Annotated in this window: 28 protein-coding genes; 13 read left to right on the top strand and 15 right to left on the bottom strand. The window is 70.7% G+C overall.

The genetic code is table 11. From position 1 onward, the window contains the following. Positions 1-55 precede the first annotated feature (55 nt). The 3 genes from AC1PLR_RS10435 to AC1PLR_RS10425 all read left to right on the top strand — a co-directional run bounded on the left by AC1PLR_RS10435 (position 56) and on the right by AC1PLR_RS10425 (position 4,157). A complete protein-coding gene (locus AC1PLR_RS10435) occupies positions 56-1,564 on the top strand; it encodes a B12-binding domain-containing radical SAM protein (RefSeq protein ID WP_481103469.1) in 1,509 nt (502 codons plus the stop codon). Continuing rightward, a complete protein-coding gene (locus AC1PLR_RS10430; RefSeq protein WP_481103468.1) occupies positions 1,561-2,844 on the top strand; it encodes a nucleotidyltransferase family protein in 1,284 nt (427 codons plus the stop codon). The genes AC1PLR_RS10435 and AC1PLR_RS10430 overlap by 4 nt, the downstream gene beginning before the upstream one ends. 341 nt (positions 2,845-3,185) lie before the next feature. Further along, the gene (locus AC1PLR_RS10425) at positions 3,186-4,157 is read left to right on the top strand and encodes an IS110 family RNA-guided transposase (protein WP_481101059.1); all 972 of its coding nucleotides are present in this window, start codon (positions 3,186-3,188) and stop codon (positions 4,155-4,157) included. A gap of 80 nt (positions 4,158-4,237) precedes the next feature. On the opposite strand, the gene AC1PLR_RS10420 is transcribed toward AC1PLR_RS10425, so the two are convergent. The 15 genes from AC1PLR_RS10420 to AC1PLR_RS10350 all read right to left on the bottom strand — a co-directional run bounded on the left by AC1PLR_RS10420 (position 4,238) and on the right by AC1PLR_RS10350 (position 19,250). Continuing rightward, positions 4,238-5,374, bottom strand: a complete 1,137-nt coding sequence (locus AC1PLR_RS10420; RefSeq protein ID WP_481103467.1) for a glycosyltransferase family 4 protein — start codon at positions 5,372-5,374, stop codon at positions 4,238-4,240. Next, positions 5,371-6,519, bottom strand: coding sequence for a glycosyltransferase family 4 protein (locus AC1PLR_RS10415; RefSeq protein ID WP_481103466.1), 1,149 nt, complete (start codon positions 6,517-6,519; stop codon positions 5,371-5,373). Before AC1PLR_RS10415 ends, AC1PLR_RS10420 begins: the two co-directional genes overlap by 4 nt. Before the next feature lie 2 nt (positions 6,520-6,521). Beyond that, positions 6,522-8,033: a B12-binding domain-containing radical SAM protein gene (locus AC1PLR_RS10410; RefSeq protein WP_481103571.1), complete on the bottom strand. Its 1,512-nt coding sequence runs from the start codon at positions 8,031-8,033 to the stop codon at positions 6,522-6,524. Positions 8,034-8,056: 23 nt separating this feature from the next. Then, positions 8,057-8,752: a class I SAM-dependent methyltransferase gene (locus AC1PLR_RS10405; protein WP_481103465.1), complete on the bottom strand. Its 696-nt coding sequence runs from the start codon at positions 8,750-8,752 to the stop codon at positions 8,057-8,059. Then, complete coding sequence (locus AC1PLR_RS10400) at positions 8,749-9,981, bottom strand: amidohydrolase family protein (protein WP_481103464.1); 1,233 nt, start codon at positions 9,979-9,981, stop codon at positions 8,749-8,751. Before AC1PLR_RS10400 ends, AC1PLR_RS10405 begins: the two co-directional genes overlap by 4 nt. A 2-nt stretch (positions 9,982-9,983) precedes the next feature. Beyond that, positions 9,984-10,832 carry a class I SAM-dependent methyltransferase gene (locus AC1PLR_RS10395; RefSeq protein WP_481103463.1) on the bottom strand — a complete coding sequence of 283 codons (849 nt, stop codon included), beginning with the start codon at positions 10,830-10,832 and terminating at the stop codon, positions 9,984-9,986. 107 nt (positions 10,833-10,939) lie between these two features. After that, positions 10,940-11,785 carry a Wzz/FepE/Etk N-terminal domain-containing protein gene (locus AC1PLR_RS10390; protein WP_481103462.1) on the bottom strand — a complete coding sequence of 282 codons (846 nt, stop codon included), beginning with the start codon at positions 11,783-11,785 and terminating at the stop codon, positions 10,940-10,942. Between the two features lie 11 nt (positions 11,786-11,796). Next, on the bottom strand, positions 11,797-12,963 hold the full coding sequence (locus AC1PLR_RS10385; RefSeq protein ID WP_481103461.1) for a hypothetical protein: 1,167 nt from the start codon (positions 12,961-12,963) through the stop codon (positions 11,797-11,799). After that, complete coding sequence (locus AC1PLR_RS10380) at positions 12,960-13,901, bottom strand: glycosyltransferase family 2 protein (protein ID WP_481103460.1); 942 nt, start codon at positions 13,899-13,901, stop codon at positions 12,960-12,962. Before AC1PLR_RS10380 ends, AC1PLR_RS10385 begins: the two co-directional genes overlap by 4 nt. Next, complete coding sequence (locus AC1PLR_RS10375; RefSeq protein ID WP_481103459.1) at positions 13,901-15,154, bottom strand: O-antigen translocase; 1,254 nt, start codon at positions 15,152-15,154, stop codon at positions 13,901-13,903. Before AC1PLR_RS10375 ends, AC1PLR_RS10380 begins: the two co-directional genes overlap by 1 nt. Beyond that, positions 15,151-16,281: a DegT/DnrJ/EryC1/StrS family aminotransferase gene (locus tag AC1PLR_RS10370; protein WP_481103458.1), complete on the bottom strand. Its 1,131-nt coding sequence runs from the start codon at positions 16,279-16,281 to the stop codon at positions 15,151-15,153. The genes AC1PLR_RS10375 and AC1PLR_RS10370 overlap by 4 nt, the downstream gene beginning before the upstream one ends. Then, positions 16,278-17,213: a GNAT family N-acetyltransferase gene (locus AC1PLR_RS10365; protein WP_481103457.1), complete on the bottom strand. Its 936-nt coding sequence runs from the start codon at positions 17,211-17,213 to the stop codon at positions 16,278-16,280. The genes AC1PLR_RS10370 and AC1PLR_RS10365 overlap by 4 nt, the downstream gene beginning before the upstream one ends. Further along, positions 17,200-18,159, bottom strand: coding sequence for a glycoside hydrolase family protein (locus AC1PLR_RS10360; protein ID WP_481103456.1), 960 nt, complete (start codon positions 18,157-18,159; stop codon positions 17,200-17,202). Before AC1PLR_RS10360 ends, AC1PLR_RS10365 begins: the two co-directional genes overlap by 14 nt. Before the next feature lie 5 nt (positions 18,160-18,164). Further along, positions 18,165-18,830: an acetyltransferase gene (locus tag AC1PLR_RS10355; RefSeq protein WP_481103455.1), complete on the bottom strand. Its 666-nt coding sequence runs from the start codon at positions 18,828-18,830 to the stop codon at positions 18,165-18,167. A 3-nt stretch (positions 18,831-18,833) separates the two neighbouring features. After that, entirely contained in the window at positions 18,834-19,250 is a 417-nt protein-coding gene (locus AC1PLR_RS10350; protein ID WP_209248598.1) for a sugar 3,4-ketoisomerase, read from the bottom strand. A 274-nt stretch (positions 19,251-19,524) separates the two neighbouring features. Here AC1PLR_RS10350 and AC1PLR_RS10345 point away from each other — a divergent pair, with 274 nt between their 5' ends. The 10 genes from AC1PLR_RS10345 (at position 19,525) to ccmE (ending at position 26,890) form a co-directional block, all read left to right on the top strand. Continuing rightward, on the top strand, positions 19,525-20,037 hold the full coding sequence (locus AC1PLR_RS10345; RefSeq protein WP_481103570.1) for a cytochrome b: 513 nt from the start codon (positions 19,525-19,527) through the stop codon (positions 20,035-20,037). A 65-nt stretch (positions 20,038-20,102) separates the two neighbouring features. Further along, complete coding sequence (locus tag AC1PLR_RS10340) at positions 20,103-21,467, top strand: cytochrome C (RefSeq protein WP_481103454.1); 1,365 nt, start codon at positions 20,103-20,105, stop codon at positions 21,465-21,467. Between the two features lie 24 nt (positions 21,468-21,491). Beyond that, positions 21,492-21,887 (top strand): c-type cytochrome, encoded by a 396-nt coding sequence (locus AC1PLR_RS10335; protein WP_371182148.1) that lies wholly within the window; start codon positions 21,492-21,494, stop codon positions 21,885-21,887. A 216-nt stretch (positions 21,888-22,103) separates the two neighbouring features. Next, positions 22,104-22,787, top strand: a complete 684-nt coding sequence (locus AC1PLR_RS10330) for a hypothetical protein (RefSeq protein WP_481103453.1) — start codon at positions 22,104-22,106, stop codon at positions 22,785-22,787. 63 nt (positions 22,788-22,850) lie between these two features. Continuing rightward, a complete protein-coding gene (locus AC1PLR_RS10325; RefSeq protein WP_209231565.1) occupies positions 22,851-23,432 on the top strand; it encodes an RNA polymerase sigma factor in 582 nt (193 codons plus the stop codon). After that, positions 23,432-24,073, top strand: a complete 642-nt coding sequence (locus AC1PLR_RS10320; protein WP_481103452.1) for a zf-HC2 domain-containing protein — start codon at positions 23,432-23,434, stop codon at positions 24,071-24,073. Before AC1PLR_RS10325 ends, AC1PLR_RS10320 begins: the two co-directional genes overlap by 1 nt. Further along, entirely contained in the window at positions 24,070-25,398 is a 1,329-nt protein-coding gene (locus AC1PLR_RS10315) for a S8 family serine peptidase (protein WP_481103451.1), read from the top strand. Before AC1PLR_RS10320 ends, AC1PLR_RS10315 begins: the two co-directional genes overlap by 4 nt. Before the next feature lie 10 nt (positions 25,399-25,408). Next, positions 25,409-26,215 carry a heme ABC transporter permease gene (locus tag AC1PLR_RS10310; protein WP_481103450.1) on the top strand — a complete coding sequence of 269 codons (807 nt, stop codon included), beginning with the start codon at positions 25,409-25,411 and terminating at the stop codon, positions 26,213-26,215. Beyond that, the gene (gene ccmD / locus AC1PLR_RS10305) at positions 26,212-26,424 is read left to right on the top strand and encodes a heme exporter protein CcmD (protein WP_010341703.1); all 213 of its coding nucleotides are present in this window, start codon (positions 26,212-26,214) and stop codon (positions 26,422-26,424) included. Before AC1PLR_RS10310 ends, ccmD begins: the two co-directional genes overlap by 4 nt. Then, the gene (gene ccmE / locus AC1PLR_RS10300) at positions 26,408-26,890 is read left to right on the top strand and encodes a cytochrome c maturation protein CcmE (RefSeq protein ID WP_481103449.1); all 483 of its coding nucleotides are present in this window, start codon (positions 26,408-26,410) and stop codon (positions 26,888-26,890) included. Before ccmD ends, ccmE begins: the two co-directional genes overlap by 17 nt. Positions 26,891-26,900 lie beyond the last annotated feature (10 nt).

Raw genomic sequence — 26,900 nt, 5'->3', positions numbered from 1 at the left:
GCGGCCATCGCTGCATGCGCCCTCCCCCCGCGGCGCCGAACGAGACCTTTCGCCGATGCTCAAGATCCAGGTCAGCCACGCTTACTTCCTGCGCTACGACCCCAAGCAGTGGGAGCGTGGCAAGCCGTATCCGCCGCTGGCCACGCTGCAGGTGGCGGCGCTGCTGCGCCAGCACGGCCACGCGGTGACGCTGTTCGACGCGATGCTGGCCGAGGGCGTTGAGGACTACGACCAGGCCGTCCGCACGCAGCGGCCGGACCTGGTGGTGTTCTACGAGGACAACTTCAACTTCCTCACCAAGATGTGCCTGAGCCGGATGCGCGAGGCCGCGTGCCGGATGATCGCCGAAGCGCGCGCCAGCGGCAGCCGGGTGATCGTCGCCGGCTCCGATGCCTCGGACCATCCGGAGGCGTTTCTTGCGGCCGGTGCCGACGCGGTGCTGATCGGCGAAGGCATTGCGGCGCTGCTGGACCTGGTGGCGCGGCTGCAGGCGGAACCGGACATCGCGCCGGCGCGCTGGGTGGCCGGCATCGCCGAGGTGGCCAGCGCCGTGGCGCCGCAACTCCGGCGCGCGCAGATCGGCGCGCGGCCGCCGGATCCGCGGCTGTCGGTCACCGCCGCCTGGGACCTGCTCGACATCGCGCGCTATCGTGTGTTCTGGCAGCAGCGGCACGGCCATTTCAGCCTGAACATGGCCGCCTCGCGCGGTTGCCCGTTCCGCTGCAACTGGTGCGCCAAGCCGATCTGGGGCAACCACTACAAGCGGCGAGAGGCACAGGACGTGGCCGCGGAAATGATCCAGCTCAAGCGCAGCTTCGCGCCCGACCACGTGTGGATGGCCGACGACATCTTCGGCTTCCACGTCGACTGGGTGGAGGACTTCGCCGACGCACTGGCCGCCGCCGATGGTGCCGTGCCTTTCACGATCCAGACCCGCGCCGACCTGTGCAGCGAGCGCATGGCCGCGGCCCTGGCACGGGCCGGCTGCCGCGAGGCCTGGATCGGCGCGGAGAGCGGCAGCCAGCGCATCCTCGACAAGATGACCAAGGGCACCGATGTGGAGGGCGTGATTGCCGCGCGCCAGCGGCTGGGCGCGCAGGGCATCCGCGTCGGCTTCTTCCTGCAGTTGGGCTACCTGGATGAGCAACTGGACGACATCCTCGCCACGCGTCGGCTGGTGGCGCAGGCGCGCCCGGACGACATCGGCGTCAGCGTGTCCTATCCCCTGCCCGGCACCGTGTTCTACCAGCAGGTGAAGGACCAGCTCGGGCGCAAGACGCATTGGCAGGACAGCGACGACCTGGCGATGATGTTCCGTGGCGCCTACGACTCGGCGTTCTACCGCCAGGTGCGCGACCTGCTGCACCGGCAGGTGGACCTGCAATGTCGCGAGGATACGTGTCCGGCGCCGCTGCACGCGCAGGACCGGGCTACGCTGGAAGCGGACTGGGACGCGCTGATCGCGCGCGAGGCGCAGCATCGGACCGAAGCACTGCCGGCGCCGGCAGCCAAGGCAGTCGCCGCCGCCGGCAGCCGGCGCATCGCGTTGGTGCAACGCGCATGAACGACCTGGCGACGCCGGCGTCCCCGGCCGTGGCGGCCGATCTGCCGGCAACGGCATCCGCGGCAACGCCGGCGCACCTGCCGCTGCGGCGCATGGGTCGTGGCCTGCGCCGGGCGACCGAGACCCTGGCGCACGAGTTGGCGCGCCCGGGCGCGCCGATGCCGGACTGGCGTGGCCTGCATTGGCAACTGGCGGCGGCAGCGGCGGTCGCGCACGGCGTGGCGCCACTGTTGAGCCAGCGCACGCAGTGGCCGGACCGGGCCTGGCGCGCGTTCCTCGAAGGACAGCGCGAGCACGTGGCGCAGCGCTACCAGCGCATCGCCGCCCTGCTGCAGCGGATCGACGCCCTGGCGCAGACGGCCGGCCTGGCGATCGTGCCGCTGAAGGGGGCGGCGCTGCATGCGCTGGGCTTGTATCGGCCCGGCGATCGGCCGATGGCGGACATCGACCTGCTGGTGCGCCCCGAGGACGCCGAGCGCGCTGCGACGCTGCTGGGCGCGCTGGGCTATGTGGCCGAGTTCGCGCAGTGGAAGCACCAGACCTTCCGACCGGCACAGGCACAGGCGGTTGGCGGCCTGGGCGAGCACCGCGACACGCCGATCAACATCGAACTGCATGTGCGCATCCAGGAGCGGCTGCCATTGCGCACTGTCGATCTCGGCACCGCGATCCTGCCGCGCGACGGCAAGCCCGGCTTGAACCCCTACCCGAGCAACGGCGTGCTGATGCGCCACCTGCTGCTGCACGCTGCCGGCGGACTGTGCAGCCGCAGCCTGCGGCTGATGCACCTGCACGACCTTGCCCTGCTGGCGCCGCACATGCGCGCCAGCGACTGGCAGGTACTGATCGGCGCCGATGCCTGGTGGGCGTGGCCACCGCTGCGGTTGATGCTGCGCTACTACCGCACTGCGATTCCATCGGCGGTCCTGCAGCAACTGCGTGCGCAGTGCCCGCCGCTGCTGCGGCTGCATGCGCGTGGGCTGGACCTGACCGCAGCATCGTGCTCGCAACTGTGGCTGCCGGCGCTGCCGGGCATCGAATGGGCGCGTTCGGGCGGCGAGGTGCTGGACTATCTGCGCCAGCGCCTGCAGCCCTCGGCGGAAAGCCGGCATGAACGGGCCGAGATGATCCGTACCCAGCTGTGGCTGCAGGGCCAGGACTGGGTGCGCCTGCCGCAGCGGCGCCGTGTGCTGCAGCGGCTGCTGCATCCGGTACCGCGAATGGACACGCTGTATGCGGTGCGGACGGCGCTGCAGGGTTACGCGGCTTCGTCGGACTGACGCACGCTGTCACTGGACAGCGCCGTGAACTGCCGTTGTAGGAGCGGCTTCAGCCGCGACACGCGTCAGCTCGAATGGCTGTCGCGGCTGAAGCCGCTCCTTGTATCTGGACATGAGGCCCCCGCGGCGTTATGTCTTCCGACTGATCATCGGAGCAGTGCGGGAAGCCCAGTCGCTCCTAAAGCCACGAGCTTGCATTGTAGATTGGCTCCCGCATTGCGCATGCTGGCCCATCGGTGTCCGTACGGTATCCAGAGTCCGCCGCTGGCGTGAACTCGCATCCACAAGGCAGGACCGGGCGCAGCGGTGATCGTGTTCACCCTACGATGGAGGAATTCCCCATGTCCCCAGTCGTCGGTATCGACGTCGCCAAACACAGTTTCGATCTGGCCATCGATCTGGCCAACGGCAAGTACCGCACCAAAGCCAAGCTTGCGAACGATCCCACGGGGTTCCAGACCCTACGCACGTGGCTGCAGACCCACGCGCAGGCGGACAGCTGGATCGTGATGGAAGCCACCGGCACCTACCACGAGGCGCTGGCCGAGTTCGTGCACGCCTTGGGCTACCGGGTGTGTGTCCTCAACCCGGCGCAGACGGCGCTGTATGCGCGCAGCCAGCTGACTCGGGTCAAGACCGACCGGAGCGACGCCAAGCTGATCGCCAGCTATGGCCTGCGCCATGCGTCGCAATTGCGGCCGTGGCAGCCCGATCCGCCGGCCCTCAAGCATCTCAAGGCGCTGGTGCGCCGCCGGGACGACCTGCTGCAGATGCTGCAGATGGAGCGCAATCGCCTGGATGTCGCCGCGCCGGTGGTGCGCGACTCGCTGCTGGAGATCATCAGCCAGCTCCAGGCGAGCATCGCCCAGATCGAACGGGCCATTGACGACCAAATCGACCAGGATCCGACCCTGCGCGGGCAGCGCGAGCTGCTGGTCAGCATCGACGGGATTGCCCACAGGAGTGCAGCGTTGTTGCTGGCGGAGCTTGGCAACGTGGAGCGCTTCTCTCACGCCTCGGCGGTGACTGCCTTTGCCGGGTTGAATCCACGGCTGCAGGAGTCGGGTAAGCGCCAGGGCCAGGTCTGCATCTCCCGCACCGGCTCCCCACGCCTGCGCGCCGGCCTGTTCCTGCCGGCCTTGGTCGCCATGACCCACAACCCGGTCGTGCGCGCGCTCAAACAACGCCTGCGCGAACGCGGCAAGGCCAACAAGCAGATCATCTGCGCCGCCATGCGCAAGCTGCTGCATATCGCCTACGGCGTGCTCAAATCCCGCACGCCCTTCCTCCCTCAAAAGGCCCTTGCCTGTTAGAGGGGAAGACGGTATCTACAAGACGAGCCGATACAACGCGATTGTCGCGAAAGCGCGTTGTCCCAATGCCACACTGCGCGTCAGCCATCCTGAGCCACGCGCCGGCCGTCGGCGCTGCGCGGAGCACACAGGCGCTGGTACAACGCAGTGAAGCCACGCACGCTGCAGTCTGCGTCTTCCCGCACGGCGCGGCATTGCGCCGCCCAGGCCAGCCGCAGGCGCAGTTCGTCGTCGCTGAGCACCTGGCGCAGCGCATCGGCCAGCCCGGCCCAGTCGCCCACCGGCACCGCCAGCGCCGCCGACGGCGCCCACTCCTGCAGATGCCCGACCGCGGTGCCTACCGTCGGTACCCCGGCCACCGCTGCTTCCAGCAAGACCAGCGGCCCGGCTTCGTGCAGCGACGACAGCACCAGCAGATCCGCCGCATCCACCAGCGGCCGCAGGTCGCGCTGAGTCTTGAAGCCGAGGAAACGCACCCGCTCGCTCAGCCCCAGCGTGGCCACCAAACGCTGCATCGCGCCGTCGAGGGTGTCCACCCCGACCAGGTCGATGTGGAAGTCGACCCCGGCGCGGGCCAGCGCCGCGAGGGCGCGCAGCAGGGTCGTCTGGTCCTTGACCGGATTGAGGCTGGCCACGTGCAGCAGCCGCGCCGGCCCGTCGCCGCGCGCACGCGGCGGGCGTGGCGGCCAGGCGCGCAGGTCCACGCCCAGCGGCACGCGTTCGGCGGCGATGCCCAACGCCCGCAGGCTGTCGAGGATGGGCGCGCTGGCGGCGGTCACCGCGCTCGCCAGGCGCAACACCAGCGCCTCGCGCAGTCGTCCCTGCCATTTGCGCCGGCCGCCGTAATCGATCGCGTGCAGGGCGACCAGTTCGCCGCCGGCGATGTGCACCAGGCTCGGGCGCCGCAGCCAGCGCGCCGCGACCACCGCGATCAGGCTGCAGTGGCCGGAGAACAGCGACTGCACCAGGTCGAACGGCGCGCGGCGATGTTCGGCGCGGATCGCGGCGATCGCGCGCCAGCGCGTGCGCACCGCGCCGATGTTGTGGATGCGCGCCCCCAGCAGATCCCATTGCGCCGGCAGCGGCTCCTGGTGCAGCACGAACACGTGCAGGTCGTGCGCGCGCGCCAGGCGCTCGATCAGGCTCAGGAAGGCCGGGATCACCCTGTACTCGCCGCTGCGGTCGACGCCGCCCGGCACCACCAGCGCCAGCTTCATGCCGCGCTCCGCGGCGCGGTGTCGAGCAGGTGCGCATAGGCACGCGCCCAACGCCGGCCGACCGCCGCGAACGACAGCTGCGCATCGAAATGCGCGCGCACCAACGCCCGCGATGGCCCGTCGCGCGACGCCTGCACCAGTGCGGCCGCCAGGCGTTCGGTGTCGCCGCAGGGCCACAGCGCCCCGACCCGGCCGCCATCGCTGAGCGCACGAAACGCCGGGATGTCGGTCAGCACCGGCACCGCGCCGCAGGCATAGGCCTCCAGCGCGGCGTAGCCGCAGCTCTCGGACAGGCTGGCGGACACGAACAGGTCGGCCGCGCGCATCAGGGTCTGGATCTGCGCGTGCTCCACCCGGCCCAGCAGGTGCACGCGGCCGGCCAGCCGTGGGTCGGCCTGGATGCGCTGTTGCACCACCGGCAGCAGCGGTGCATCGCCGAACGCGCAGAACAGCTGCAGTCCCGGCAATTGCATACTGGCGCCGGCCACCCCTTCGAGCACGGTGAGCGGATCCTTGCCCTCGCTCAGATGGCCGACCCACAGCACGCAGGGCGCGCCGTGCAGTCCGCTGTCGCGGCGCGCCTGGTCGCGCTCGCCCGGAGTGAAGCGGCAACTGGATTCGGGGATGGCGAACAGGCGCGTGGATCCGGCGAACAACCCGGCGCCGACAAAACCGCGCGCCAGCTCCAGCGAGGTGAAGGCGATGCCGGCGGCGGCGGCATACCAGCGCCGCCACTGCGGCCGCCGCCACCAGCGCGGCGGACGGTTGGCGTGGTCCTGCAGCAGGATCGGCCGCGACGGCCGCCAGCGCGCCAGCGTCGCCGCCTCGTGCGCGAACTGCAGGCCGTGCACATGCACCACGTCGGCCTCCAGCTCGGCCAGCAGCGCGGCGATGCGGCGCAGATGGCGCTGGCGCCCGGCATCGGCACGGCGCAGGAAGTGATAGTCGACGCCGTTGCGCCGCAACTGCGCATCGACCGCGGCGGTCTGGATCACCGACACGCGGGTGCCGGCGCTGGCCACCGCCTCGGCGATATCGGCCAACGACGGCCAAAGTACGAATGCCTGCTCCGGCGTCACCCCGTCCGGCAGCGGCACGAAGTTGAGCTGCACGGCATGCACGGTACGGGCGACGGTGCCGGCCATGCTCAGATTCCGGACACCTGCGGCCGGTGCAGGCGCACCAGCCGGTTGGCCAGGTTCAGCTCCCACGGCCGGTCGTAGCGCCGGTAGCGGTAGCGCCAGGCGGCCAGCGCGCTGAGGCCACGCTTGGCCCAGCCCGGCGAGCGCTGATCCTGCGCGGTGGGATAGCGGCAGCCGAGCACGGTGACGAAATCGCGGATGCGCTGGCGCAGCGCATCGGTGAGCCAGGGCGCATCGGCGTGGCAGGCATAGTCCACCCACTGCGGCTGCGCCCATTCCTCCGGCGTGCGCGGGAACTGCACCGGCACGCCGTCGCGGTCGAGCAAGGGCATGCCGGCGCGGCGGCCGCGATCCTTCTCGTGGCGGCTGCTGTCCGGCAGCGGCGTGTACACGTAGACGACGATTTCCGACTGCGGATTGATCCGCTTCAACTCGCGGATGAACTCGAAGGTCTGCTCGGTCTCGCGCTCGCTGTCCTGCGGCGGCGCGACCATGAACGACAGTTCCGGGATCACCCCGTTGCGCCGGCACAGCTCGGCCACTTCCAGGGTCTGGTCGGGCCGCGTGCCCTTGCGGATCTCTTTGAGCATCGCCCCGCTCGGCGATTCGGCGCCGATGTAGGCCATGCGCAGCCGGCTCTTGCGCACCAGCGTCCAGGTGCTCTCGGACAGGTTGAGCAACGCGTCGGCGCGTGCGTAGCACCACCACGGCAGTTCCAGCTTGGCCATCACCTCCAGCAGCGGGATCATGTCGGCTTCGCGGTCGAAGAAGTTGTGGTCGAAGAACTGGATCGAGTCGGCGCCCAGGCCGTACTTGAGATATCCCAGCTCGCGCTCCAGGCGCGCCGCGGTGGGCAAGGCGGTGGCGCCGCCGAACATCGCCGCTACCCCGCAGAACGTGCAGCGGAAGCGGCAACCCAGCGCGGCCTGGTGCGAGGCGGTGCGCTGGCCGAGGAAGGTACGGCCGAGGTAGCGGCGCGGCTCGCCCAGCTTCTCGTAAGGCAGCGATGGCAGCGCATCGCCACGCTGGAACGCGCGATTGCGGTTGTGCACCACCACCCCTTCCTGCTTCCAGGACAGCCCGTCGACCTGCGCCAGCGTCGGCCCCTCGCCGCGCACCGCGGCCAGCAGTTCCGGTAGTGTGTCCTCGCCCTGCGCGCGGATCGCGTAGTCCACATAAGGCGCGGCCAGCGCGGTGTCCGGGTACAGCGTGGGGAAATAGCCGCCCCAGACGATCGGCAGTGTCGGGAAGCGCGCGCGGATCGCCTGCGACAGCGCGATCGACGGCGCCAGTTGCGGTCCGCCCATCACGCTGATGCCGACCGCATCGTAGTGCCGCTCCTGCAGTGCCTGCAGGCTGCGCTCGATGAAGTCGCGGTCGACGTTGCCGTCGATGATGCGGCTGTCGCCATGGCGGTCCAGCGCCGCCGCCAGGTTCAGCAACGACAGCGGAAAGCGAGCGCTGGCCGGCTTGGTGATGGTGGGATTGACCAGCAGCGTGTTGGGTGTGGAGGACATACCGGGCGGACGCAGGACGGAGGTCACGGCAGGCGCCGCAGGCGCAGCACCAGGGCCACCGGCACCTGCAATGCAACGGGATCGAAATGGGCGCCGGCGGGAATGTCCGCCGGGTCGAGCAGCGGTTCGCTGACGGCGTCAATGGCCAGCCCGAGCGCAGCACAGGCGGCGTGCCAGTGGCTGTACAGATGCTGGGTGTGGCGCACCGCGTAGCGCTGGTCGCCGGCCTTGAAATCGCGGCGCCAGCCCAGCGCCGGGCCGATCGGATGCACGTCGCTGCACAGCACCCAGCCGCCGGGCCGGGTGACGCGACGCAATTCCGCCAGGGCCGGCGGCAACTGCGGCAGGTGCCCCAGCGCCAGCGCGCAGAGGCTCAGGTCGACGCTGGCGTCGGCCAGGGGCAAGGCCTCCAGGCTGCCCTCGCGCAAGGTGCAGCGGCCGCCATCGACGTCGGCCAGTTCCTGCGCGGCGCGCGCCAGCATCTGCGGCGACAAATCCACACCGGTGACGTACTCGGCGCCACGCTGCAACGCATGCAGCAGGTAGCGACCGCTGCCGCAGCCGGCATCGAGCACGCGCTGCCCGCGCAACGACGGCGGCAACAACGCCAGCATGGCGCGCTGTTCGGCCTGCATCACCGGGTTGTGCGCCTGCGCCGGGTAGCTGTCCGCCCATAGCGCGTAGGCGGCGATCGGATCGAGGGTCGGGACGGCGCTCATGCGGGGCATTCCTGCGACAGGCGTGTCGTGTGTGAACGCGGTGGCGCAAACTGAAGTTCCAGGCCGGGCTCCAGCGCGAGCAGCGCCGGGTCGGCGAGTTCTGCGGCGAGCAACTTCGGCACGCCGTCCAGCGTCACCGGCACCGTGTCCACGCCGGCGGCAGCGAACCACGCGGCGAAATCGGGATCGGCGACCCGCGGCCGCCCGTCGCGCACGACCGCGCGCAATGCGCTGCGCGGCAGTCCGACCAGGCTGTTGGCAGGCGCGCCGCCACGGTCGGCGACGATCAGCAGATCGGCGTGTGCGCCCGGCGCCAGATGTCCGCGATCCGGCAAGCGCAGGATGTCGGCTGCGGCGGTGGTGGCCAGGGCCAGTGTCTGGCTCGCGTCCAGGCCATGGGCAGCGGTCAGGCGCAGGTCGTCGAGCAGGTCGCGGCCGCCGCTGACCCGCGCATCGCTGCCCAGCGCCAGGCGTCCGGCCGCATTCAGGCGCTGCGGGTCCAGGGTGCGTCCGAGTAAAGTCAGGTTGCTGCTCGGGCACCACACCACCGCCGCGCCGCAGGCGAGCACGCGGGCGACGTCGTTCGCACCCAGGCCCACACCATGGATCAGCACCGTGTTATCGGCCAGATAGCCGCGCCGCTCCAGTTCGGCCAGTTCGCCGGCGGCCACCGCGTCGGTGCCTTCGGCCAGGTGGATCATCCACGGCCAGCCGGCGGCGACTGCCGCGGCGAAGCTCTGCGCCAGCGGCGGCCCATAATCCGGACCGTGCAAGGTATAGCTCCAGCCGAAGTCGCGCAGCAGCGCGACCGGGAAGTCGGCTGCGTCCAGCGCCGCATGCCAGGGATCGTGATGGGCCACGCAGGTCACCCCGGCCAGCAGGTTCTTCAACCCGCCATGGCGCAGCCGCAGCGACTTGGGCAACGCCAGCGCCGCGGCCACCGCCGGCGTGCGGAAATGCGCGGCGAAGGCGTCGATCCAGGCATAGCTGTTGGCGAACGGCGCAGCCTGCGGCAACGGCGGCACCGCATTGACGTGCAGATGCTCGTGGGCGTTGATCAAGCCGGGCAGCACCAACTGCCCGTGCAGGTCGATGCGCAGCGCGGCCGGCGTGGCCGCCGTGGCGATGCGACCAGCGTGCAGCGCCAGCGGCGCGTGCACGGCGCCGCCGGCGTGCGCGACGCGCGCACCGTCCAGGCAGACGTCGACGGGGGCGACAGGCACGGCCATGCTCAGCGCTTGCGCAGCACGATCAGGAAGTGATCGCCCATGTCGCGCAGCAGCGGCCAGGCGCCGATGCGGTCGTCGAGGCGGCCCAGCGCCTCGCCCAGGCGCGGGTGGCGCTGGTAGTGGTCGACCAGGTACGGTGGCGGCAGGCACAGGCTGAGCGCGCGGTACGACTCCAATTCGAAATGCGGCGCGAACGCGCGGTAGAACTCGCGCGGGAAGTAGTACCAGGTCCAGATCGTGTGCCCGTTCATGCCCACCGCGGTGGCGCCCCGCGCGGCGCGGACCGCGGCACGGCGCAGGCGGCCGCGCAGCAGGTAGTGGCCCAACTCCCACGGGCACAGGCGGCCGATCACCGAGAACACCAGGCGGCCGTCGCGGCGCAGCAGCCGTGCGCAATGGCTGGCGACCTGCGGCAGGTCCGGCGCGCAGTTGAGCGGGCCGAAGTTGGAGTACATCCCGTCGAACTCGCCATCGAGCAGGTCCAGCTGCTGGATGCCGACGTGCGCCACGCTGAGCCGGCCATGCAGGCTCGGATCCTGTGCGCGGGCACGGGTGCGCTCGACCATCTGCGGCGACCAGTCGGTGGCCAGCACGCGGTAGCCGCGCTGGGCGAAGGCATGTGCGTCCAGGCCGGTGCCGCAGCCCAGGTCGACCAGGCGCGAGCCGGCCGGCAACTGCGTCGCCACCGTGTCCCACAGCGTGGTGCGCATGCGCTGGATCAGCGCGTTGTTGCCGCGCGGGCCATCGTAGTCGGCGGCCACGCTGTCGAAGGCGCGCTGCGTGTCCAGCAACCGCACCGGATCGAGAGTCGTCGTGTGCGCCGCGGCGCCCGCCTTGCCATTCGCTGTCACCTGTACCTCTCCACTGCCCTGCCCGTGTCGAAATCCGCGCGAGCGGTCGCGCGGAACTGCAGGTAGGTGCGGCGGCAGCGGCGTTTGGTTGAATCGGCGAGACGCCGTTATGCGGCGGCGTGCGCTCGCACCGGCTGCGCCTGGCACCGACGCAGCGCGTTGCGCGCCACCGCGGCCAGCACACCGCCGCCGAGCCCGGCCAGCAGCGCCGCCGCCAGTACCAGCACCGGGTTGGGGAACGCCGCGCGTGGCGGCACGTAGGTGTCCCAGGGCGCCGAGGTGTCGTAGGTGTAGCGCCCACCGAGCCGGCCGAGCAGGTCCTCGCGCTCGGCCTTGAGGCCGCGCAGCGTGCTGGTCTTCTCCGACAGCAGCATGTTGCCGAGCAATTGCTGCTCGACGCTGCCGCGGCCTTCGCGCTGCTGCTGCAACAGGCGCTCGCGCTCGGCCTGGGTGGCGGCGATGTCCGCGGCCAACTCCTGCAGTCGCGCACTGGCCTGCTGCAGCGGACCGGCCTGGATGCGGCGGTGCAGCGCCTGCAGTTGCGCGATGGTGGCCGTGGCCAGTTGCCGCGCCTGCTGCGGCGATTGCGCGCGCAGGGTCAGCTGGATCAGGTTGGCGTACGGGTCGGGATCCAGCTTCAGGCTGTCGCGGTACAGCGCGGCCTGGCGGCTGTCCGAGGCTACGCCGGCGCTGTGAAGCACCTGTTCCTGGAACTGCCGGGTCTTGATCCGGTCGATCACCCGCTGGAACGGCTCCAGCTTGGGGTCGCGCCCGGCCGGGGTCGGGCCGAACTCGCCGACCTGCACCCAGGCGGTCGCTTGCCACTGGCGGGTTGCACCGTGCAGGAACAGCGCCGCCAGCGCCAATGCCAGCAACAGCGGCAGCAGGCACCAGCGCCATTCGCGCCGCAGGATCCGCCACAGGTCGATCAGGTAGATTTCGTCGTGGGGCATGGCGGTATCGGTCATGGCAGCGGGGATCTCGGGGCAACGAAAGGCAGGGCCGTGGACGGCGTGGGGTCGCGGCGGTTCGGCAGCAAGGCGCTGCAGGCGTGCAGCAGCAGGCACAGCGCGACGAAGCCGGCATTGGTCCAAGTGAAGGCCTGCGGCGCGAACGGCGACATCACGCAGGCGTAGGCGATGCGCAGGAACACCAGCAGGTTGAACAGCGCCACGCCGCGGCCGAGCAGGCGCACGCTCCACAGCAGCGCCGCGTACAGCGCCAGCATCGCCGCCAGCGCGGCGCCGGGGCCGCCGGCCAGCAGGAACGGCAGGAACTCGGTGCCGACATTGATGTTCGGCGCATCCAGCGGGATGCCGGTGCCGGCGGTGGCAATGGAACCGCTCAGCGGCACCAGCTGGTTGATCAGGAAACTGGCGTTGGCGTAGCCCTTGCTCAGCAGCGCGCCGAAGTTGTACGGGCCGGCGCCGATGTACAGCAACAGCCATTTGATGCCCTGCGGCGAGGCCCGGTACAGCGCGCCGAACGGCAGCGCCACCGAGTCCAGCGAGCCGGAGCGCAGCGTGCCCAGCAGCGAGAACGCGGCGGCGCCGGCGCACAGCAGCGCCAGCACCCGCTTCCACGGCAGCGGCCGCGCCGGGTCGCGGCGCAGCAACAGCAACAGGCCGACGCTGAACACTGCCGCGAACAGGCGGTTGCGGTCGATCACCAGCACCGGGAACGCGAAGCCGGCCAGCAGCAGCGCGTTGCGCACGCTGCGCTCACGCACGCACAGCAGGCCGATCGGCGGCAGGACCCAGCACATGTTCGACACATGCCGCACATGCGATTGCAGCGGGCTCAGGTCGGCGTAGGCGGAGGGGTTGTGCAGCAAGGGGATCGGGAACAGCAGCAGGTCCAGCAGGCAGAACAGCCCCACCGCGGCGGCCAGGCCGAGCGCGACGAAGGCCTCGCGCGTGCCGGCGTATTCGCGCGACCGGAACGCCGCCAGCGGTGGCAGGCGGATGCCGAGCAGTGCATCCAGGCCCAGCGTCGCCAGTGCCACGGCGGCCAGCAGTGCGATGCCGGCCAGATAGCCCGGCGGCAGGTCGAAGGTGAGCAAGGTCAGCGCGCAGCTCAGCAGCAGAGGCAGGCCGAAATACGCCGACGGCAGGCGCAGCAGGCGGCTCATGCGCGCTCGATCAATGCTGACTGGTCGCCCTGGCGCAGCCGCGCCAACAGCGACAGCCACGCATGCGCCAGCAGGTGCCCGCCCAGCGCGAGCGGGCTGCGCCGCAGGAACGCGATCTTCGCGGCGATGTAGTGCGCCTGCGCGTGCAGCAAGGTGCGGCAGGCCGGATCGAACAAGCGCGCGCGGCGCAACGCCACCTGCCGCGACTCGGCCAGGTTGGCCAGGCGGCTGGGCAGATGCCGGGTGCGGCTGGCGTTGTGGTCGTGCACGCGGTAGGCGCAGACCGCCACGTCCAGGAAACCCAGGGCGTCGCGCGCGACCAGGCGCAGGAAGAAGTCCCAGTCCTCGATGCGCAGGCCCTCGTCCCATCCGGCGCCCGGTTGCAGCGCGCTGCGCCTCACCAGCGCCACCGCCCCGCTCACCGCCCAGTGGCGGATCACCGCGCGGCGGATGCCGGCTTCGCTCAGGTACAGGCGTTTGTCCACGCCGTGCAGGTCGCGCATGCTGCTCTGGTGCACGGTGCGGCCTTGGGTGTCGACCACGATGGCATCGCCGATCACCGCGGCCTTGTGCGGATGCGCGCCCAGGTATGCCACCTGCACACCCAGCCCGCCGGGCAACAGGTAATCGTCGCTCGCCCCCAGGCGCAGGAACTCGCCGCGGGCCATCGCCACCAGGTGGTTGAGCGTGGCGGCGATGCCGAGGTTTTCGCGTGGCCAGAAGCGCACGTGCAGTCTGTCGCCGTGCTGCGCGATCCACGCGGCGATGCACTCGGCGGTGCCGTCGCGGGAGCCGTCGTCGACGATCACCAGCTCCTTGTTCGGATACGGATCCTCCAGCACGCTGTCCAGGCAGCGCTGCACGAAGGGCGCGTGGTTGTAGGCCGGAATCAGGATCGAGACCAGCGGCAGCGTCGATGGCGTGTGCATTGCGTCCATCAGCCCAGTCCTCGCAGGTAGCGGCGCACCACCAGCACGTTGAACGCCAGGTACAGCGCGTAGTTGCAGGTGAACGCATAGACCGCGCCGATCAGGCCCATGCGCGCGGTGAACAGCACCACCAGGCCCAGGTAGCTGGCAGCGAACAGACATTCGGAGAGCACGAACAGCCGCGTCATCGCTTTGGCCAGCATCAGGTAGGACAGCACGAAGGAGGCGATCTTGAGCACGTCGCCGAGTAGCTGCGGCGCGTACAGCGGCAACGCGGCGGCGAAATCCGCCGAGAACAGCAGCTGGGTGATCCAGGCACGGCACAGGTACACCGCCGCCGCGGCCACGATCACCGCCGGCAGCACATAGCGGTAGGCCCCGCGCAGTTCCTGCCACAGCGCGCTGCGCGTATGCAGCGCCGCCAGCTTGGGCAGGTAGTAGACGTTGATGGCGGTGGTGAAGAACAACAGATAGGCATCGGACACGCGGCTCACCGCCTGCCAGTAGCCGACCTGTTGCCAGCCGAGCTGGCCGGCCAGGTGATCGCGCACGCCGATGTTGACCAGCAGCGGCAGCAGCGCCGAGGCCAGGGTCATCGCCGAGAAGGCCGCCAGCCGCCGCACCATCGCCCGGTCGAAGCGAATGCGCAGCATCTCGCGGCGGAAGTACGGGCTGCGGCGCAGCGCCGGAACGCCCGCGCAGAGCCAGGCCACCTGCCCCAGCACCAGGCCCAGCAGTGCCCCATACAGTCCCAGCCCGTGCGCCAGAACGGCCACCAGCAGCACGCTCAACACTGCGCCGGCGACCTGGATCAAGGCCAGCCGGCGCACGTCCATGAAGCCGTTGACCACGGCCAGGATGTAGTTGGCCAGGGCGATGCCGAGCTGCGCCACCGCCAGCACGCAGATCAGCGGCTGGTACTGCGCGTCGCCGAGCAGGCGCTCGGCGATCAGGCGGCTGCACAACAGCGCGGCCACGCCCATCGCGCACGCCGCGGCGCAGGCGTAGCCCAATGCGCTGCCGAGCAGCCGGGTCAGCGACTGCGCATCGTCGCGGTACTCGGCCACGTACTTGACCACGCCGGCACCGACGCCGCCGCCGGCCACGACCGCCAGCAGCGACATCAGGCTGGTGAACTGGCCAAGCCGGGCGACGCCCGCCGGGCCGGCGTACACCGCCACCAACTTGAGCACCAGCAGCGCAGCGAGCAGTTTGGCCGCGGTGGCCACGCCGCTGTACACGCCGCTGCGCAGCACGTTCATGCCGCCGCGCCGCCGAAACGCCGGCAGGCGTCGATCACCTGCGCCACCGCCGCATCGTCCAGCGTCGGGCCGATCGGCAGGCTGAGCACTTCGGCACCCAACTGCTCGCACAGCGGCAGTTGCAGCATCGCCAGCTCCGGATAGGCCGGCTGCCGATGCGGCGGCGTCGGGTAATGCACCAGGCAGTGCACGCCCTGGGCCTGCAGATGCCGCTGCAGCGCGTCGCGTTGCGCGCAGCGCACCACGAACAGGTGCCAGGCATGCGCGGCCGGGTCGGTCACCTGCGGCACGGCGATCTGCGGATGCGCAATGCCGTCGAGATAGCGCTGGGCGATCGCGCGGCGCGCGGCGATATCGGCATCCAGGTGGCGCAGCTTGACCCGCAACAGCGCCGCCTGCAGCTCGTCCAGGCGCGAGTTCACGCCCTGCACGAGATGCCGGTACTTGATGTCCGAGCCGTAGTTGCGCAGCACGCGTAGCTGCGCCACAAGTTCGTCGTCGTCGGTGGTCACGGCGCCGCCGTCGCCCAACGCGCCCAGGTTCTTGCCGGGGAAGAAGCTGAAGCCGGCGGCATCGCCGAAGCTGCCCGCATGGCGGCCGTCGCGACGCGCGCCATGCGCCTGCGCGGCGTCCTCTAGCAGCAGCAACCCATGGCGCTCGGCGATGGCACGCAGTGCGGCCATGTCGGCCAGTTGTCCGTACAGGTGCACCGCCAGGATCGCTCTGGTGCGCGGCCCGATCGCCCGCTCCACCTGCGCCGGATCCAGATTGAAGCTGGCCGCCTCCGGCTCCAGCGGCACCGGCCGCAGCCGGTTCTCGCTGATCGCCAGGAAGCTGGCGATGAAGGTGTTGCCCGGCACCAGCACCTCGTCGCCTTCGTGCAGCCGGCCCAGCGCACGGTAGCCGCGCAGGATCAGGGTCAGCGCGTCCATGCCGTTGCCCACGCCGATGGCGTGGGCCGTGCCGCAGTAGGCGGCAAACTCGCGCTCGAATGCCTCCAATTCCTCGCCGAGCACATACCAGCCCGAATCGATCACCCGTGCCGCTGCGGCCTTGAGCTCGTCGGCATAGCGCGCGTTGCTGGCGCGCAGATCCAGGAACGGCACGCTGGCCGGCGGCAGGCTCATTGCAACTCCCAACGGTAGAAATCGTGAACCACCGCGCGCGCGCCGAAGCGCTCCTTCTGCTCGACCAGGCCGGCATTGAGCACCTGGCCCTGCTGCTCGGTGGAAATGCCCAGGCTGAGGAAGTCGCGCTGGGCGTAGACCTGTTCGATCAACTCGGCCAGCAGCAGGCTCAGCGCATCGGCGCGGCGGCCCTGCTCCGAGCAGGCCAGGTATTGGGTGTGGACGACGTGGCCGAAGTCGTACACCAGCGTGCCGGCCAGCAGGTCGGCGCCGTCGCGGACTTCATACGGCACGATCTGCGCCGGGAAGCGCGCGCACAGCAGGCGAAGTTCGTCCAGGCTGTGGGTCGGACGCGCACCGTGGCGTTGCAGCACCTCGCCCAGCAGCGCATGCAGTGGCGCCGGGTCGTCCACGCGCTGCACGTGCAGTCCGGCGCGGCGCGCCTTGGCCACCGAACGCTTGCGTGCGGCGGCGAAGCGCGGCGGCGCGCGCAGCGGCACTGCGGAAGACAGGTCGCGGTGGTTGAGACGCGCCCCCAGCCGATGCAGCGCGTACAGGTCCTCCTCCGCCGGAGTGCGGTGGAACAGATGCGGCACGGCCTTGTACAGCAGTGTGCGCACGCCGGCAGCGCGGTAGTACGCCGCGATACGCTCGAACGCCTCCAGTGTCGCCGTCGCGCGCAGCGCGTGGGTCGACAGCAGCCCGGCATAGCTGAGGCCGGCATGGCTGGTCACCGCGTCGCCCTCACGATTGGCTGGAAACACCGCCACCGGTATGCCGGCGTCCTCGACCAGCAAGGAGGCATCGACGAAGCGCGCCGCGTGATAGTCCATGTAGCCGCGGCGGTGCAACAGATTGCCGTTGCGCGAGGCATCCACCACGGAGTCCCACAGCGGCGCGTCGGCGGCGGTGTAGGCCCTAACCGACAGCATCGGCATCCTCCCAGACGGTGCCGGCGGGCAGCACCGCCTCGGCCAAGCCGAAGCCGTCGTGGCCCATGTCGTTGCCGTTGTAGAACAGCAGCAGCCGCTCGCCGTGGCGGATCAGCGCCGGGTAGCACAGCGTGCGTGCATCCCAGCCCTCGGCCGACAGCGGCAGGCCCAGCGCCGCGTCGCAGCGCTGCCAGTGGCGGCCGTCGTCGCTGATCGCCATGCCAGGCAGATAGGCGCCGCCGCGGCTGCCGTGGGTGAACAGCATCAGGTAACGGCCATCGCATCGGTACACCCGCGGGCGACCAATGCGGTACTCGTCGCCCTGCGGCTGCAGGCACACCGTATCCTGCCGCGGGATCGCCTGCAGGTCCTCGGTCTCCACGCAGCGGATGTGGTAACGCGGATATGGCGTGCCGCCGATCCATTCCCAGTCGTCGCCCACCGCGTACCACAGCCGCCAGCGGCCATGCGCGTAGTGCGCCGAGTGCACCGCGGCGATGGTGCTGCGGCCGGGCGCGCGATCCAGCAACGGCGTCTCCTGGCGGCGCTGGAAGGTGTCGCCGCCGTCGGTGGACACGGCCAGGCTGGTGAAGGCCAGGAACTTGGCCCGCGCCACCTGCTGGAAGCCGACATAGAACATGTAGAGACCGTCTGGCCCCTGCACCACGTCGCCGAGGATCATGCCGTTGTCGTCGAAGCAGCCGGGGCGACCGATGTCCAGCACCGGCGCGGCGCTGACACCCAGCACACGGGTCGGATCGTCGGCGCGCACGTCGACATAGCCGATGCGGCTGACCCCGGCGTCGTCGCGGAAGCCGGCATAGATGCGCAGGCGCTCGGCATCCAGCCGCAGCGGCGTCGGCGTCAGCGCCGAATGCCGCATCCAGCCGCCGACGCCATCGCGTGCGGTGTCGAAGACAAGACCGCGTTTGTGCCAGGCGAACATGCGCCTCACAGCTCCACGTCGAAGCTGGACTTGCCTGCCACCGCCCGCGCCGGCGCACCGACGTAGATGCGTCCGGGCTCGGTGTCGCGGGTCAGCAGCGCGCCGGCGCCGATCACATTGTCGGCAGCCACCTTGACCCGGTCGCTGAGCGTGGCGTTGACCCCGACGAAGCTGCTGGCGCCGATCTCGCAGTAGCCGGAAATCACCGCATGCGAGGCCAGGAACACATGGTCGTGGAGGACCGTGCGATGGCCGACGTGGTTGCCGCTCCACAGGATGCAGTTGGCGCCGATGCGGATGAACGGCTGCAGCACGTTGTGCTCGAACACGAAGCAGTGTTCGCCCAGTTCCACGTTGCGCCAGACGAAGGCCTGCGAGCTGACGTAGCTGGCCATGCGGTAGCCGCGGCGTTTGGCGTCCAGATAGAAGCGCGTGCGCAGCCGGTTGAGGCCGCTGGCGGGAATCGCCACGAACACCTCCACCTGCGACGGCGGATAGTGCTGCTCGAGATCCTCATAGGCCACCACCGGCAGGCCGGCCAGGGTCGGCGTGGAGAGGTAGTCGCGCTCTACGCTGAAGGCCAGCACGGCATAGTCGCTGTCGTGGCTGAAGTATTCGCAGGCGATCTGCGCCAGCTCGCCGGCGCCGACGATGACCAGGGGACGTGCCATCGCCTAGGCCTCCTGCCGGCGCACGCCTGCGGCTTCGCGCAGGAATTCGTCGTAGTCGAAGATGTAGTCGGTGGGGTCGTAGGCCTGGTCGGCGAGCACCATCAGCACGCAGTCCTCGCTGAAGTCGTACAGATCGCGCCAGACCATGCTGCCCAGCAGCAGGCCCTGCCGCGGATCGTCCAGCACCACCTGCACCGGCCCGCTGCCGTCGTCGAGCAGGAACGACACCGACCCGTGCAGCGCCACCGCCAATTGGTTGAGATGGCGGTGCGCGTGCTGGCCGCGATGCACGCCGTTGCGGGTGGCGAACAGGTAGTACACGCGGCGGATGTCGAAGGGCACATCGCGCTGCTGCTCCAGCGCCACGAGCTGGCCGCGCGCGTCGCCGTGCGTCCGCAACTGGATTCGTTCGATTGCCATCAGAGTGCCCGACCGGGCTCCGCATCGGAGCGTCCAGGCTGAGTGCCGCCGGTCCGCGGAAAGGTTGCGCGAGGCCGACACGCAGCGCGACGCAACCTTTCGCCACAGCGCCGGCACCCATCGACGCAACAGCTGCAGCGATGCCCCCGGCATGGCGCGGCGCCCCACCTCGTCGCCTTCAAGGACACCGCGTACCGCCATGACCTCGCCCACGCCGGCCGTTCCGACACCACCCGCTTCCACATCCGCCGCATCGGCCGCGTTGCCACGGCCGATGGTGTGGCTGCACTGGCTCACCGTGCTGTGCCTGGTACTGGCGGCGGGGCTGATCCTGCTGCGCGAAGAAGTCGAAGGCCGCATGTGGCGGCAGTGGCTGCTGGAAGGCCACCGCCACTTCGGCCTGTTCGTGCTCGGCCTGTTCTGCGTGCGCGTCGTGGTGCGCATGCGCCTGGGCAAGCGCGCCGACCCGGAGGCCGGCTCGGCGCTGATGCGCGTGCTGGCCGGCGCCACCCACGTGGTGATGTACGCGCTACTGCTGACCTTGCCGGTGCTTGGCTGGGCGCTGAGCCAGTCGCTGGGCAAGCCGGTGCATCTGTTCGGCGCCACCCTGCCGGAGCTGGTCGACGCCGATCCCGATCTCGCCGATCGCCTTGGCGCCTGGCACGTGGATGCCGCCTGGCTGCTGCTGGCCCTGATCCTGCTGCACATCGGCGCAGCGCTCTGGCATCACTTCGTCCGCCGCGATGGCGTGCTGCGCCGGATGCTGCCGTTCCTGCGCCAACGCTGAGCCGCCCTTCCCTTCCTCGTTCGCGTCCGTCGCCGCACCCACCCGCCTGCCAAAGGACTTCCCGCATGCACCAGTCCCCGTCGTCCCCCTCCACCTCCTCCCGCAGCGACAGGACGTGTGGCGCCGAGCAGGCGCTGCTGTGGTCGGCGCTGGGCTCGCTGCTGCTGGTGCTGAGCCCGCGCGCCGCCGCGGTGCCGGCGTTCGCGCGGCAGACCGGTTCGTCCTGCGCCGACTGCCACATCGGCGCCTACGGCCCGGCGCTGACCCCGTACGGCATGCGCTTCAAGCTCGGCGGCTACACCGACAGCGACGGCAACGGCACCAAGATCCCGGCCTCCGCGCAGCTCACCGCCACCCGCAGCGTGCCGGTGCGCGGCGAGAGCCGCACCCGCTTCAGCGAGGCCGACCTGTACCTGGCCGGACGCATCACCGACAACGTCGGCGGCTACGTCAAGGTCGCCACCAGCAACAACGGCAAGAACGACTACACCACGCGCCTGGACAACGTGGACCTGCGCGCGGTGCTCAAGAGCTTCCAGCTCGGCGGCAAGGACACCCTGCTCGGCGTCAGCGTCAACAACAATCCCGGCAGCCAGGACCCGATCGGCATGCTGCCCAACGCCTCCGGCCTGGGCCCGGCCTCGGCCTATGCCAGCTCGACCACCCTGCTCAACCAGTCGTCGCTGTCCAACCGGGTGATCGGTACCAGCGTCTACGGCCTGTACGACCGCAACTGGTACGGCGAAGTCGGCACCTACACTGCCCTGCCGGTGTCGACCCAGGACGATCTCGGCTACGCCATCGGCGGCGATCCCGGCAAGCTCAGCGACACCGGCTACCTGCGCCTGAGCTACATGAAGGACCTCAAGCGGCAGTTCTTCTCCGCCGGCGTGGTCGCGCTGACCACGCGCCGACAGCTGCCGCGCAGCACCGGCCCGCGCGACGACTTCACCGATCTCGGCTACGACCTGAACTACCAGTTCCTGGGCACCCGCGAGCACATCCTCAAGCTCGGCTACCTCAACATCTACGAGCGCCGCCGCTACGGCAGCGCGCTGATCGATCCTGCCGACCCGAGCGTGGCCGGCCCGCGCCGGGCCAGCGTGCGCGACCAGTCGTTCAGCCTCAACTACACCTACAAGCAGAGCTACAGCCTGCTGCTGGCGCACTTCATCAACACCGGCTCGGACGATCCGTTCCGCTACCGCCCGTACGGCGCGCCGGACACCACCAGCAACCTGATCAGCGCCTCGTGGGCGCCGTTCGGCAAGGACGACAGCTACTCGTCGATCTCCAACCTGCGCCTGTCCGCGACCTGGTTCCGTTTCAGCAAGTTCAACGGCAGCACCGGCAACGTGTTCGGGGCCACCCCGGTCACCCGCCCGCGCGACCTCAACCAGTTCTCGCTGAGCCTGAGCCTGGCCTTCTGATTCCCCCGCACGGAGCTTTCCCCCATGAAACGCATCACTGCCTTCCCCTTGTGTTCGCTGCTGGCCGGCCTGCTGCCGCTGGTGGCCGCAGTGGCGTCGCCCGCACATGCCGCCGGCGGCGCGCCCGGCGCCGGCGTGTTCGCCAGCGAATGCGCCGAATGCCACAGCGCCGCGCCGGCCAAGAACAAGAAGGGCCCGACCCTGTTCGGCGTGGTCGGGCGTCGCGCCGGCAGCGTGCCGGACTACGCCTACTCCGACGCGATGAAGCAGAGCCAGTGGACCTGGAGCGACGACAAACTGCGCAGCTACCTGTCGCAGCCGGCGTCCAAGGCGCTGCCCGGCGGCAAGATGAAGTACGACGGCCTGGACGATGCCAAGCAGTTGCAGGACCTGATCGCCTACCTGCACAGCCTGCATTGAACTGGCTGGCCGATCCGGTCATATTCGGCGCCCGACGGGCCGGCCATCGCGCCGCGCCCGTGCCCGATTCCTGACCTGCGAGCATCGAGCCACCGTGCGTTTGCCCCCTGCCGCCCGCGGCGCCTTGTCGCCGCTTTCCGTCGCACCCCGGCGCCGCAGGGCGGACCGCGCATGCTGAGCGCACGCGCGTCCGTGCGTCCAGGCGCCAGCGCGGCATTGGCAGCAGGCCTGGCATTCGCCGCCCTGCACGCACCTGCCGCGACCGCCGGCGACATCGGCGGCGCCGCCGGGATCAGCTCGCAACTGGTCGACCGCGGCATCGCCGTGACCCGCAGCACCCCGACCCTGCAGGGCGCGCTGTTCTGGCTGCCCGCGCCGGGCTGGTCGCTGAGCGGGTCGGCCAGCGTGGCGCTGGATGCGCCGGGCACGGTGCTGATGAGCAGCCTCGGCCTGTCGCGCAGCTGGACCCTGTCCGACAGCTGGCAACTGCAGGCCGAAGCGTTGCTGTACCGCTACCCCGGGTCGCGCGCCAACCGCGTGTTCAACCGCGACGAAGTCAGCCTGGGCTGGAGCTACCGCGACCGCCTGAGCCTGTCGCTGGCTGCCTTCCGCATGCCCGACAGCGGCCTGCAGCAGCGCTGGTACGGGGCGCTGGACCTGACCGCGCACCAGCCGCTGCGCGGCCCGCTGTCGCTGTCGGTGGGCGCCGGCGTCAGCCAGGCGCCTCCGGCGCTGTACGGACTGGAGTACACGGCGCACTATCGCTACGGCCACGCCGGGCTGATCTGGAACGCCGGGCGCTGGAGCCTGGAGGTGGACCGTGTGTTCAGCAACGCCCGCACCGGCTATGCCGACCGCGGCCTGTGGCCCTGGGTGGCCAGCGTCTCCCGCAGCTTCTGAGGCGAGCGCAACCTTTCCGTGCCGCCCCGGCACATACGGGTGCCCGTTGCCACACCTGCTCCCATGAACGACACCGACCTGCTCGGCGATGCCACCGACCGCATGCTGCTCCGGCGCATGGCGGCCAGCGACCGCGAGGCGCTCGCCCGCCTGTACCGCGCCTACCACGGCCGCCTGTGCCGGTTCCTGTCGCGGCTGACCCGGCGCCCGGACATCATCGAGGAAGCGATCAACGACTGCTTCTGGATCGTCTGGCAGAAGGCCGGCGACTTCCGCGGCGACTCGCAGGTCTCGACCTGGATCATGGGCATCGCCTACCGCTGCGGGCTCAAGGCGATCCGCCACCACAGCGACGACGCCATCGACGACGGCGCGATGGCCGAGGACCACGCCGCGGCGGCCGACCCGGACGAGGACCGCGAGCTGCGCGACTGGCTGGGCAAGGGCCTGGACCGCCTGTCGGCCGACCAGCGCCTGGTGGTGGAACTGGTCTACGGCCTCGGCCACAAGCTGGAAGAGGTCGCCGCGATCATGCAGTGCCCGGTGGGCACCATCAAGGCCCGGCTGTTCCATGCCCGGGTCAAGCTTCGCAACGTGTTGCCGGGATTGGCCGGCGATGCGTCCACGCTGACGGAGAGCGCGTGATGAAAACGGGCTTCAACGAGCCGGGCAACGAGTGCGCGCATGCCTGGGAACTGATGCCGTGGGTGCTGCAGGACAGCGCCACGGAACAAGAGAACGCGTGGCTGGTGGCGCACCTGGCCAGGTGCCGGCATTGCAGCGCCGAGTTCGCCCAGCAGAGCCGCCTGCGCATGGCCATGACCCTGCCCAGCGACGTGCCGGTGGACGCCGAGGCCGGCCTGCAGCGCCTGCTGCAGCGCCTGGACGCGCCGGTCGCGCAGCCGCGGCCGCAGCGCAGCCGCGCCAGTTGGACCACGCGGGCGCTGGTTGCCGCCGCCCTGCTGCAGGCAGTGGGCCTGGGCGTGCTGGGCATGCGCCTGTCCGCCGAACACGCGCGCAGCACCGCCTACCGAACGCTCAGCGATGCCGCGCAGCCGCTGGCGGTCGATGCGATCCGGGTCGTGCCGGACGCGCGCATGAGCCTGGCCGACTGGGACGCGCTGCTGCGCAAGCTGCAACTGCGGGTGATCGGCGGCCCCAACGCCGCCGGCGCCTACACCGTGGTGCCGACCCAGGCCGGGTCGCCGGCGCAGCCGCAGCGCAGCGTGCAGCAGTTGCGCGCCACCGCCGGCATCCGCCTGGCGGAGCCGATCGCCGCGCCATGAAGCTGCGTCTCGCCAGCCTGCTCGTCGCCTGCCTGGGCCTGGGCGCCTGCGCCCATGCCGCGCCGGCGGCGGTTGCCGATCCTGCACCCACGGCCGCGGCCAAGGCGCCGAGCCTGGATCCGTCGCCGGCGCTGGACAGCCAGCGTCAGATCGTCCTCGCCGTGGCCAACCCGATGGCCGCGCCGAGCCGCCATGCCGGCTCCAACCTGCTCGGCTACGCCTCGGCCCGCTACTACGGCGCCGGCACCCAGGCGGTGGCCACCCTGGACGCGCTGAACAAGCGCTACGGCCTGCGCCAGGTCGCCGGCTGGCCGATCAAGGCGCTGGGACTGTACTGCGTGGTGCTGGAGCCGGCACCGGGCAGCGACCGCGCCGCGCTGCTGGCGCAACTGGCCAAGGACGACCGCGTGGCGCTGTCGCAGCCGCTGCAGGACTTCGGCACGTACTCCGCGGACAGCCAGGCCGCAGCGACGCCGACGCAGCCGCTGCGCTACAACGATCCCTACGTGGACATGCAGCGCGGCTTCGCCGCCACCAACGCGGCCACCGCGCAGGCGCTGAGCCAGGGCCAGGGCGTGGACGTGGCGATCGTCGACACCGGCGTGGACACCGCGCACCCGGACCTGCGCGGGCGCCTGCGCAACACCCGCGACCTGGTCGCCGCCGACCCGGGCGCGTTCAACCGCGACCACCACGGCACCGAGGTCGCCGGCATCATCGCCGCCGGCAGCAACAACCACCTGGGCATCGTCGGCATCGCGCCGAAGGCGATGCTCGACGTGTACAAGGCCTGCTGGTATCCGCAGCGCCCCGGCGCCGGCGCCGGCTGCAACTCCTTCACTCTGGCCAAGGCGCTGGCGGCGATCGGCGACACCCGCACCCGCATCGTCAACCTCAGCCTCGGCGGTCCGGCCGACCCGCTGCTGCGCAAGCTGCTGGAACAGTTGCTGCGCGAGGGCCGCATCGTGGTCGCAGCGATGCCGCCGAACGGCCGCCTGGACGGATTTCCCGACGGCATCCCCGGGGTGATCGTGGTGCGCAGCAGCGCCGCCACGCCGGCGCCGGCGGGCGTGCTCAGCGCGCCGGGCGAGGACATCCTCACCACCCAGCCCAACGGCGGTTACGACTTCACCTCCGGCTCGTCGATGGCCACCGCCCACGTCAGCGGCGTGGTCGCGCTGTTGCTGGCGCTGGCGCCGCAACTGGATGCGCGCAGCGTGCACGACCTGCTGCTGCGTACCAGCCGCATGCGCGACGGACTGCTGCAGGTGGACGCCGCCGCCGCGGTGCAGGCGTTGCCGCGCAGCGCGCCTCTCGCCCGCTGAGGTCATCGCCATGCGTTCCTGGATCCCGCTCTGGTTGCACCGGCTCGGCGCACCGCTGACGGCCTATCGCGTGGCCGGCGCGGTGCGCCCGTGGAGCCTGGCCGCGGCCATGCTGCTCGGCGCCGTGGCCGCCTACGGCGGGCTGGTGCTGGCGCCGCCGGATTACCAGCAACACGATGCCTACCGCATCATGTTCGTGCACGTGCCATGCGCCTGGATGAGCCTGTTCGTCTACGCGGCGATGGGCATGGGCGGCCTGGTCGCGCTGGTGTGGCGGATCAAGCTGGCGGAAATCGTCTGCATGGCCTCGGCGCCGATCGGCGCGGCCTTCACCTTCGTCACCCTGTGCACCGGCTCGCTGTGGGGCCGGCCGATGTGGGGCACATGGTGGACCTGGGATGCGCGGCTGACCTCGGAACTGGTGCTGCTGTTCCTGTACCTGGGCGTGATCGGCCTGCACCGCGCCATCGACGATCCGCGCCAGGGCGCGCGCGCCGCCGCGCTGCTGGCGCTGGTCGGGCTGATCAACCTGCCGATCGTGCATTACTCGGTGGTGTGGTGGAACACCCTGCACCAAGGCTCCACGGTGCGCGTGCTCGGCCCGTCGACGATGCCGCTGTCGATGCTGTGGCCGCTGCTGACCGGCGTGGTCGCCAGCAAGTGCTATTACGTCGCCAGCCTGTGCGGGCGCCTGCGCACCGACCTGTTGGCGCTGGAGCGCGGCAAGGCCTGGGTGCGGGCGATCGCCATGCAGTCCTCGCCGGTGCCGGCGTCGCCAGCGGACACCATGCCGCTGCCAGCGGAACACGCGGCATGAGCGGGTTCTGGGCGATGGGCGGCTACGCCGTCTACGTGTGGAGCGCGTACGCGCTGGCCCTGGTGGTGCTGCTCCTGGACAGCGTGCTGCCGCGCCGCCGCCAGCGTCGCCTGCTCGCCGACATCCGTGCGCAAGTGACGCGCGAACGGGCCCGGCGCGTCCGCGACAACGCCGCCGCTGTTGGAGTTCGCGATGCATCCCACCCGTAAGCGCCGCCTGCTGCTGGTGCTGCTGTTGCTCGGCGCCGCAGCGCTGGCCACCGGCCTGTTCGTGCTGGCCCTGCAGCACAACATCAGCTACCTGTTCACCCCCAGCCAGGTGCAGGCCGGCGCGGCCCGGGACTACCGGGTGTTCCGGCTCGGCGGCATGGTCAAGGCCGGCTCGATCACACGCAGCGCCGATTCGCTGCAGGTGCAGTTCACCGTGATCGACAAGGCCGGTGCCACCGCCGTGGCCTACACCGGCATCCTGCCCGACCTCTTCCGCGACAACCAGGCGGTGATCGCCACCGGCTCGATGCAGGGTGCGCGCTTCGTCGCCACCGAGGTGCTGGCCAAGCACGACGAGACCTACATGCCGCAGGAACTGAAAGACGCGATGGCGCAGGCGCATGCCGACCGCGCCAGGACCGCTCGCACCGCTGCGGCGGCGGCTGCAGCCGCAGCGCGGCAATGAGCCCGATCGC

It is taken from the genome of Xanthomonas sp. NCPPB 3570 (assembly GCF_056725115.1).
This window is presented reverse-complemented; position numbering and strand designations above follow the sequence as displayed.

Coding starts and splice junctions, on each gene's coding strand:
- AC1PLR_RS10405 (WP_481103465.1), bottom strand. CDS start 8,752: ATGAGCGCCGTCCCGACCCTCGATCCGATCGCCGCCTACGCGCTATGG.
- AC1PLR_RS10350 (WP_209248598.1), bottom strand. CDS start 19,250: ATGGCAATCGAACGAATCCAGTTGCGGACGCACGGCGACGCGCGCGGC.
- AC1PLR_RS10425 (WP_481101059.1), top strand. CDS start 3,186: ATGTCCCCAGTCGTCGGTATCGACGTCGCCAAACACAGTTTCGATCTG.
- AC1PLR_RS10410 (WP_481103571.1), bottom strand. CDS start 8,033: ATGTCCTCCACACCCAACACGCTGCTGGTCAATCCCACCATCACCAAG.
- ccmD (WP_010341703.1), top strand. CDS start 26,212: ATGAGCGGGTTCTGGGCGATGGGCGGCTACGCCGTCTACGTGTGGAGC.
- AC1PLR_RS10420 (WP_481103467.1), bottom strand. CDS start 5,374: ATGAAGCTGGCGCTGGTGGTGCCGGGCGGCGTCGACCGCAGCGGCGAG.
- ccmE (WP_481103449.1), top strand. CDS start 26,408: ATGCATCCCACCCGTAAGCGCCGCCTGCTGCTGGTGCTGCTGTTGCTC.
- AC1PLR_RS10345 (WP_481103570.1), top strand. CDS start 19,525: ATGGTGTGGCTGCACTGGCTCACCGTGCTGTGCCTGGTACTGGCGGCG.
- AC1PLR_RS10325 (WP_209231565.1), top strand. CDS start 22,851: ATGAACGACACCGACCTGCTCGGCGATGCCACCGACCGCATGCTGCTC.
- AC1PLR_RS10390 (WP_481103462.1), bottom strand. CDS start 11,785: ATGCCCCACGACGAAATCTACCTGATCGACCTGTGGCGGATCCTGCGG.
- AC1PLR_RS10355 (WP_481103455.1), bottom strand. CDS start 18,830: ATGGCACGTCCCCTGGTCATCGTCGGCGCCGGCGAGCTGGCGCAGATC.
- AC1PLR_RS10340 (WP_481103454.1), top strand. CDS start 20,103: ATGCACCAGTCCCCGTCGTCCCCCTCCACCTCCTCCCGCAGCGACAGG.
- AC1PLR_RS10360 (WP_481103456.1), bottom strand. CDS start 18,159: ATGTTCGCCTGGCACAAACGCGGTCTTGTCTTCGACACCGCACGCGAT.
- AC1PLR_RS10320 (WP_481103452.1), top strand. CDS start 23,432: ATGAAAACGGGCTTCAACGAGCCGGGCAACGAGTGCGCGCATGCCTGG.
- AC1PLR_RS10430 (WP_481103468.1), top strand. CDS start 1,561: ATGAACGACCTGGCGACGCCGGCGTCCCCGGCCGTGGCGGCCGATCTG.
- AC1PLR_RS10380 (WP_481103460.1), bottom strand. CDS start 13,901: ATGGACGCAATGCACACGCCATCGACGCTGCCGCTGGTCTCGATCCTG.
- AC1PLR_RS10335 (WP_371182148.1), top strand. CDS start 21,492: ATGAAACGCATCACTGCCTTCCCCTTGTGTTCGCTGCTGGCCGGCCTG.
- AC1PLR_RS10385 (WP_481103461.1), bottom strand. CDS start 12,963: ATGAGCCGCCTGCTGCGCCTGCCGTCGGCGTATTTCGGCCTGCCTCTG.
- AC1PLR_RS10435 (WP_481103469.1), top strand. CDS start 56: ATGCTCAAGATCCAGGTCAGCCACGCTTACTTCCTGCGCTACGACCCC.
- AC1PLR_RS10370 (WP_481103458.1), bottom strand. CDS start 16,281: ATGAGCCTGCCGCCGGCCAGCGTGCCGTTCCTGGATCTGCGCGCCAGC.
- AC1PLR_RS10365 (WP_481103457.1), bottom strand. CDS start 17,213: ATGCTGTCGGTTAGGGCCTACACCGCCGCCGACGCGCCGCTGTGGGAC.
- AC1PLR_RS10310 (WP_481103450.1), top strand. CDS start 25,409: ATGCGTTCCTGGATCCCGCTCTGGTTGCACCGGCTCGGCGCACCGCTG.
- AC1PLR_RS10315 (WP_481103451.1), top strand. CDS start 24,070: ATGAAGCTGCGTCTCGCCAGCCTGCTCGTCGCCTGCCTGGGCCTGGGC.
- AC1PLR_RS10415 (WP_481103466.1), bottom strand. CDS start 6,519: ATGGCCGGCACCGTCGCCCGTACCGTGCATGCCGTGCAGCTCAACTTC.
- AC1PLR_RS10375 (WP_481103459.1), bottom strand. CDS start 15,154: ATGAACGTGCTGCGCAGCGGCGTGTACAGCGGCGTGGCCACCGCGGCC.
- AC1PLR_RS10400 (WP_481103464.1), bottom strand. CDS start 9,981: ATGGCCGTGCCTGTCGCCCCCGTCGACGTCTGCCTGGACGGTGCGCGC.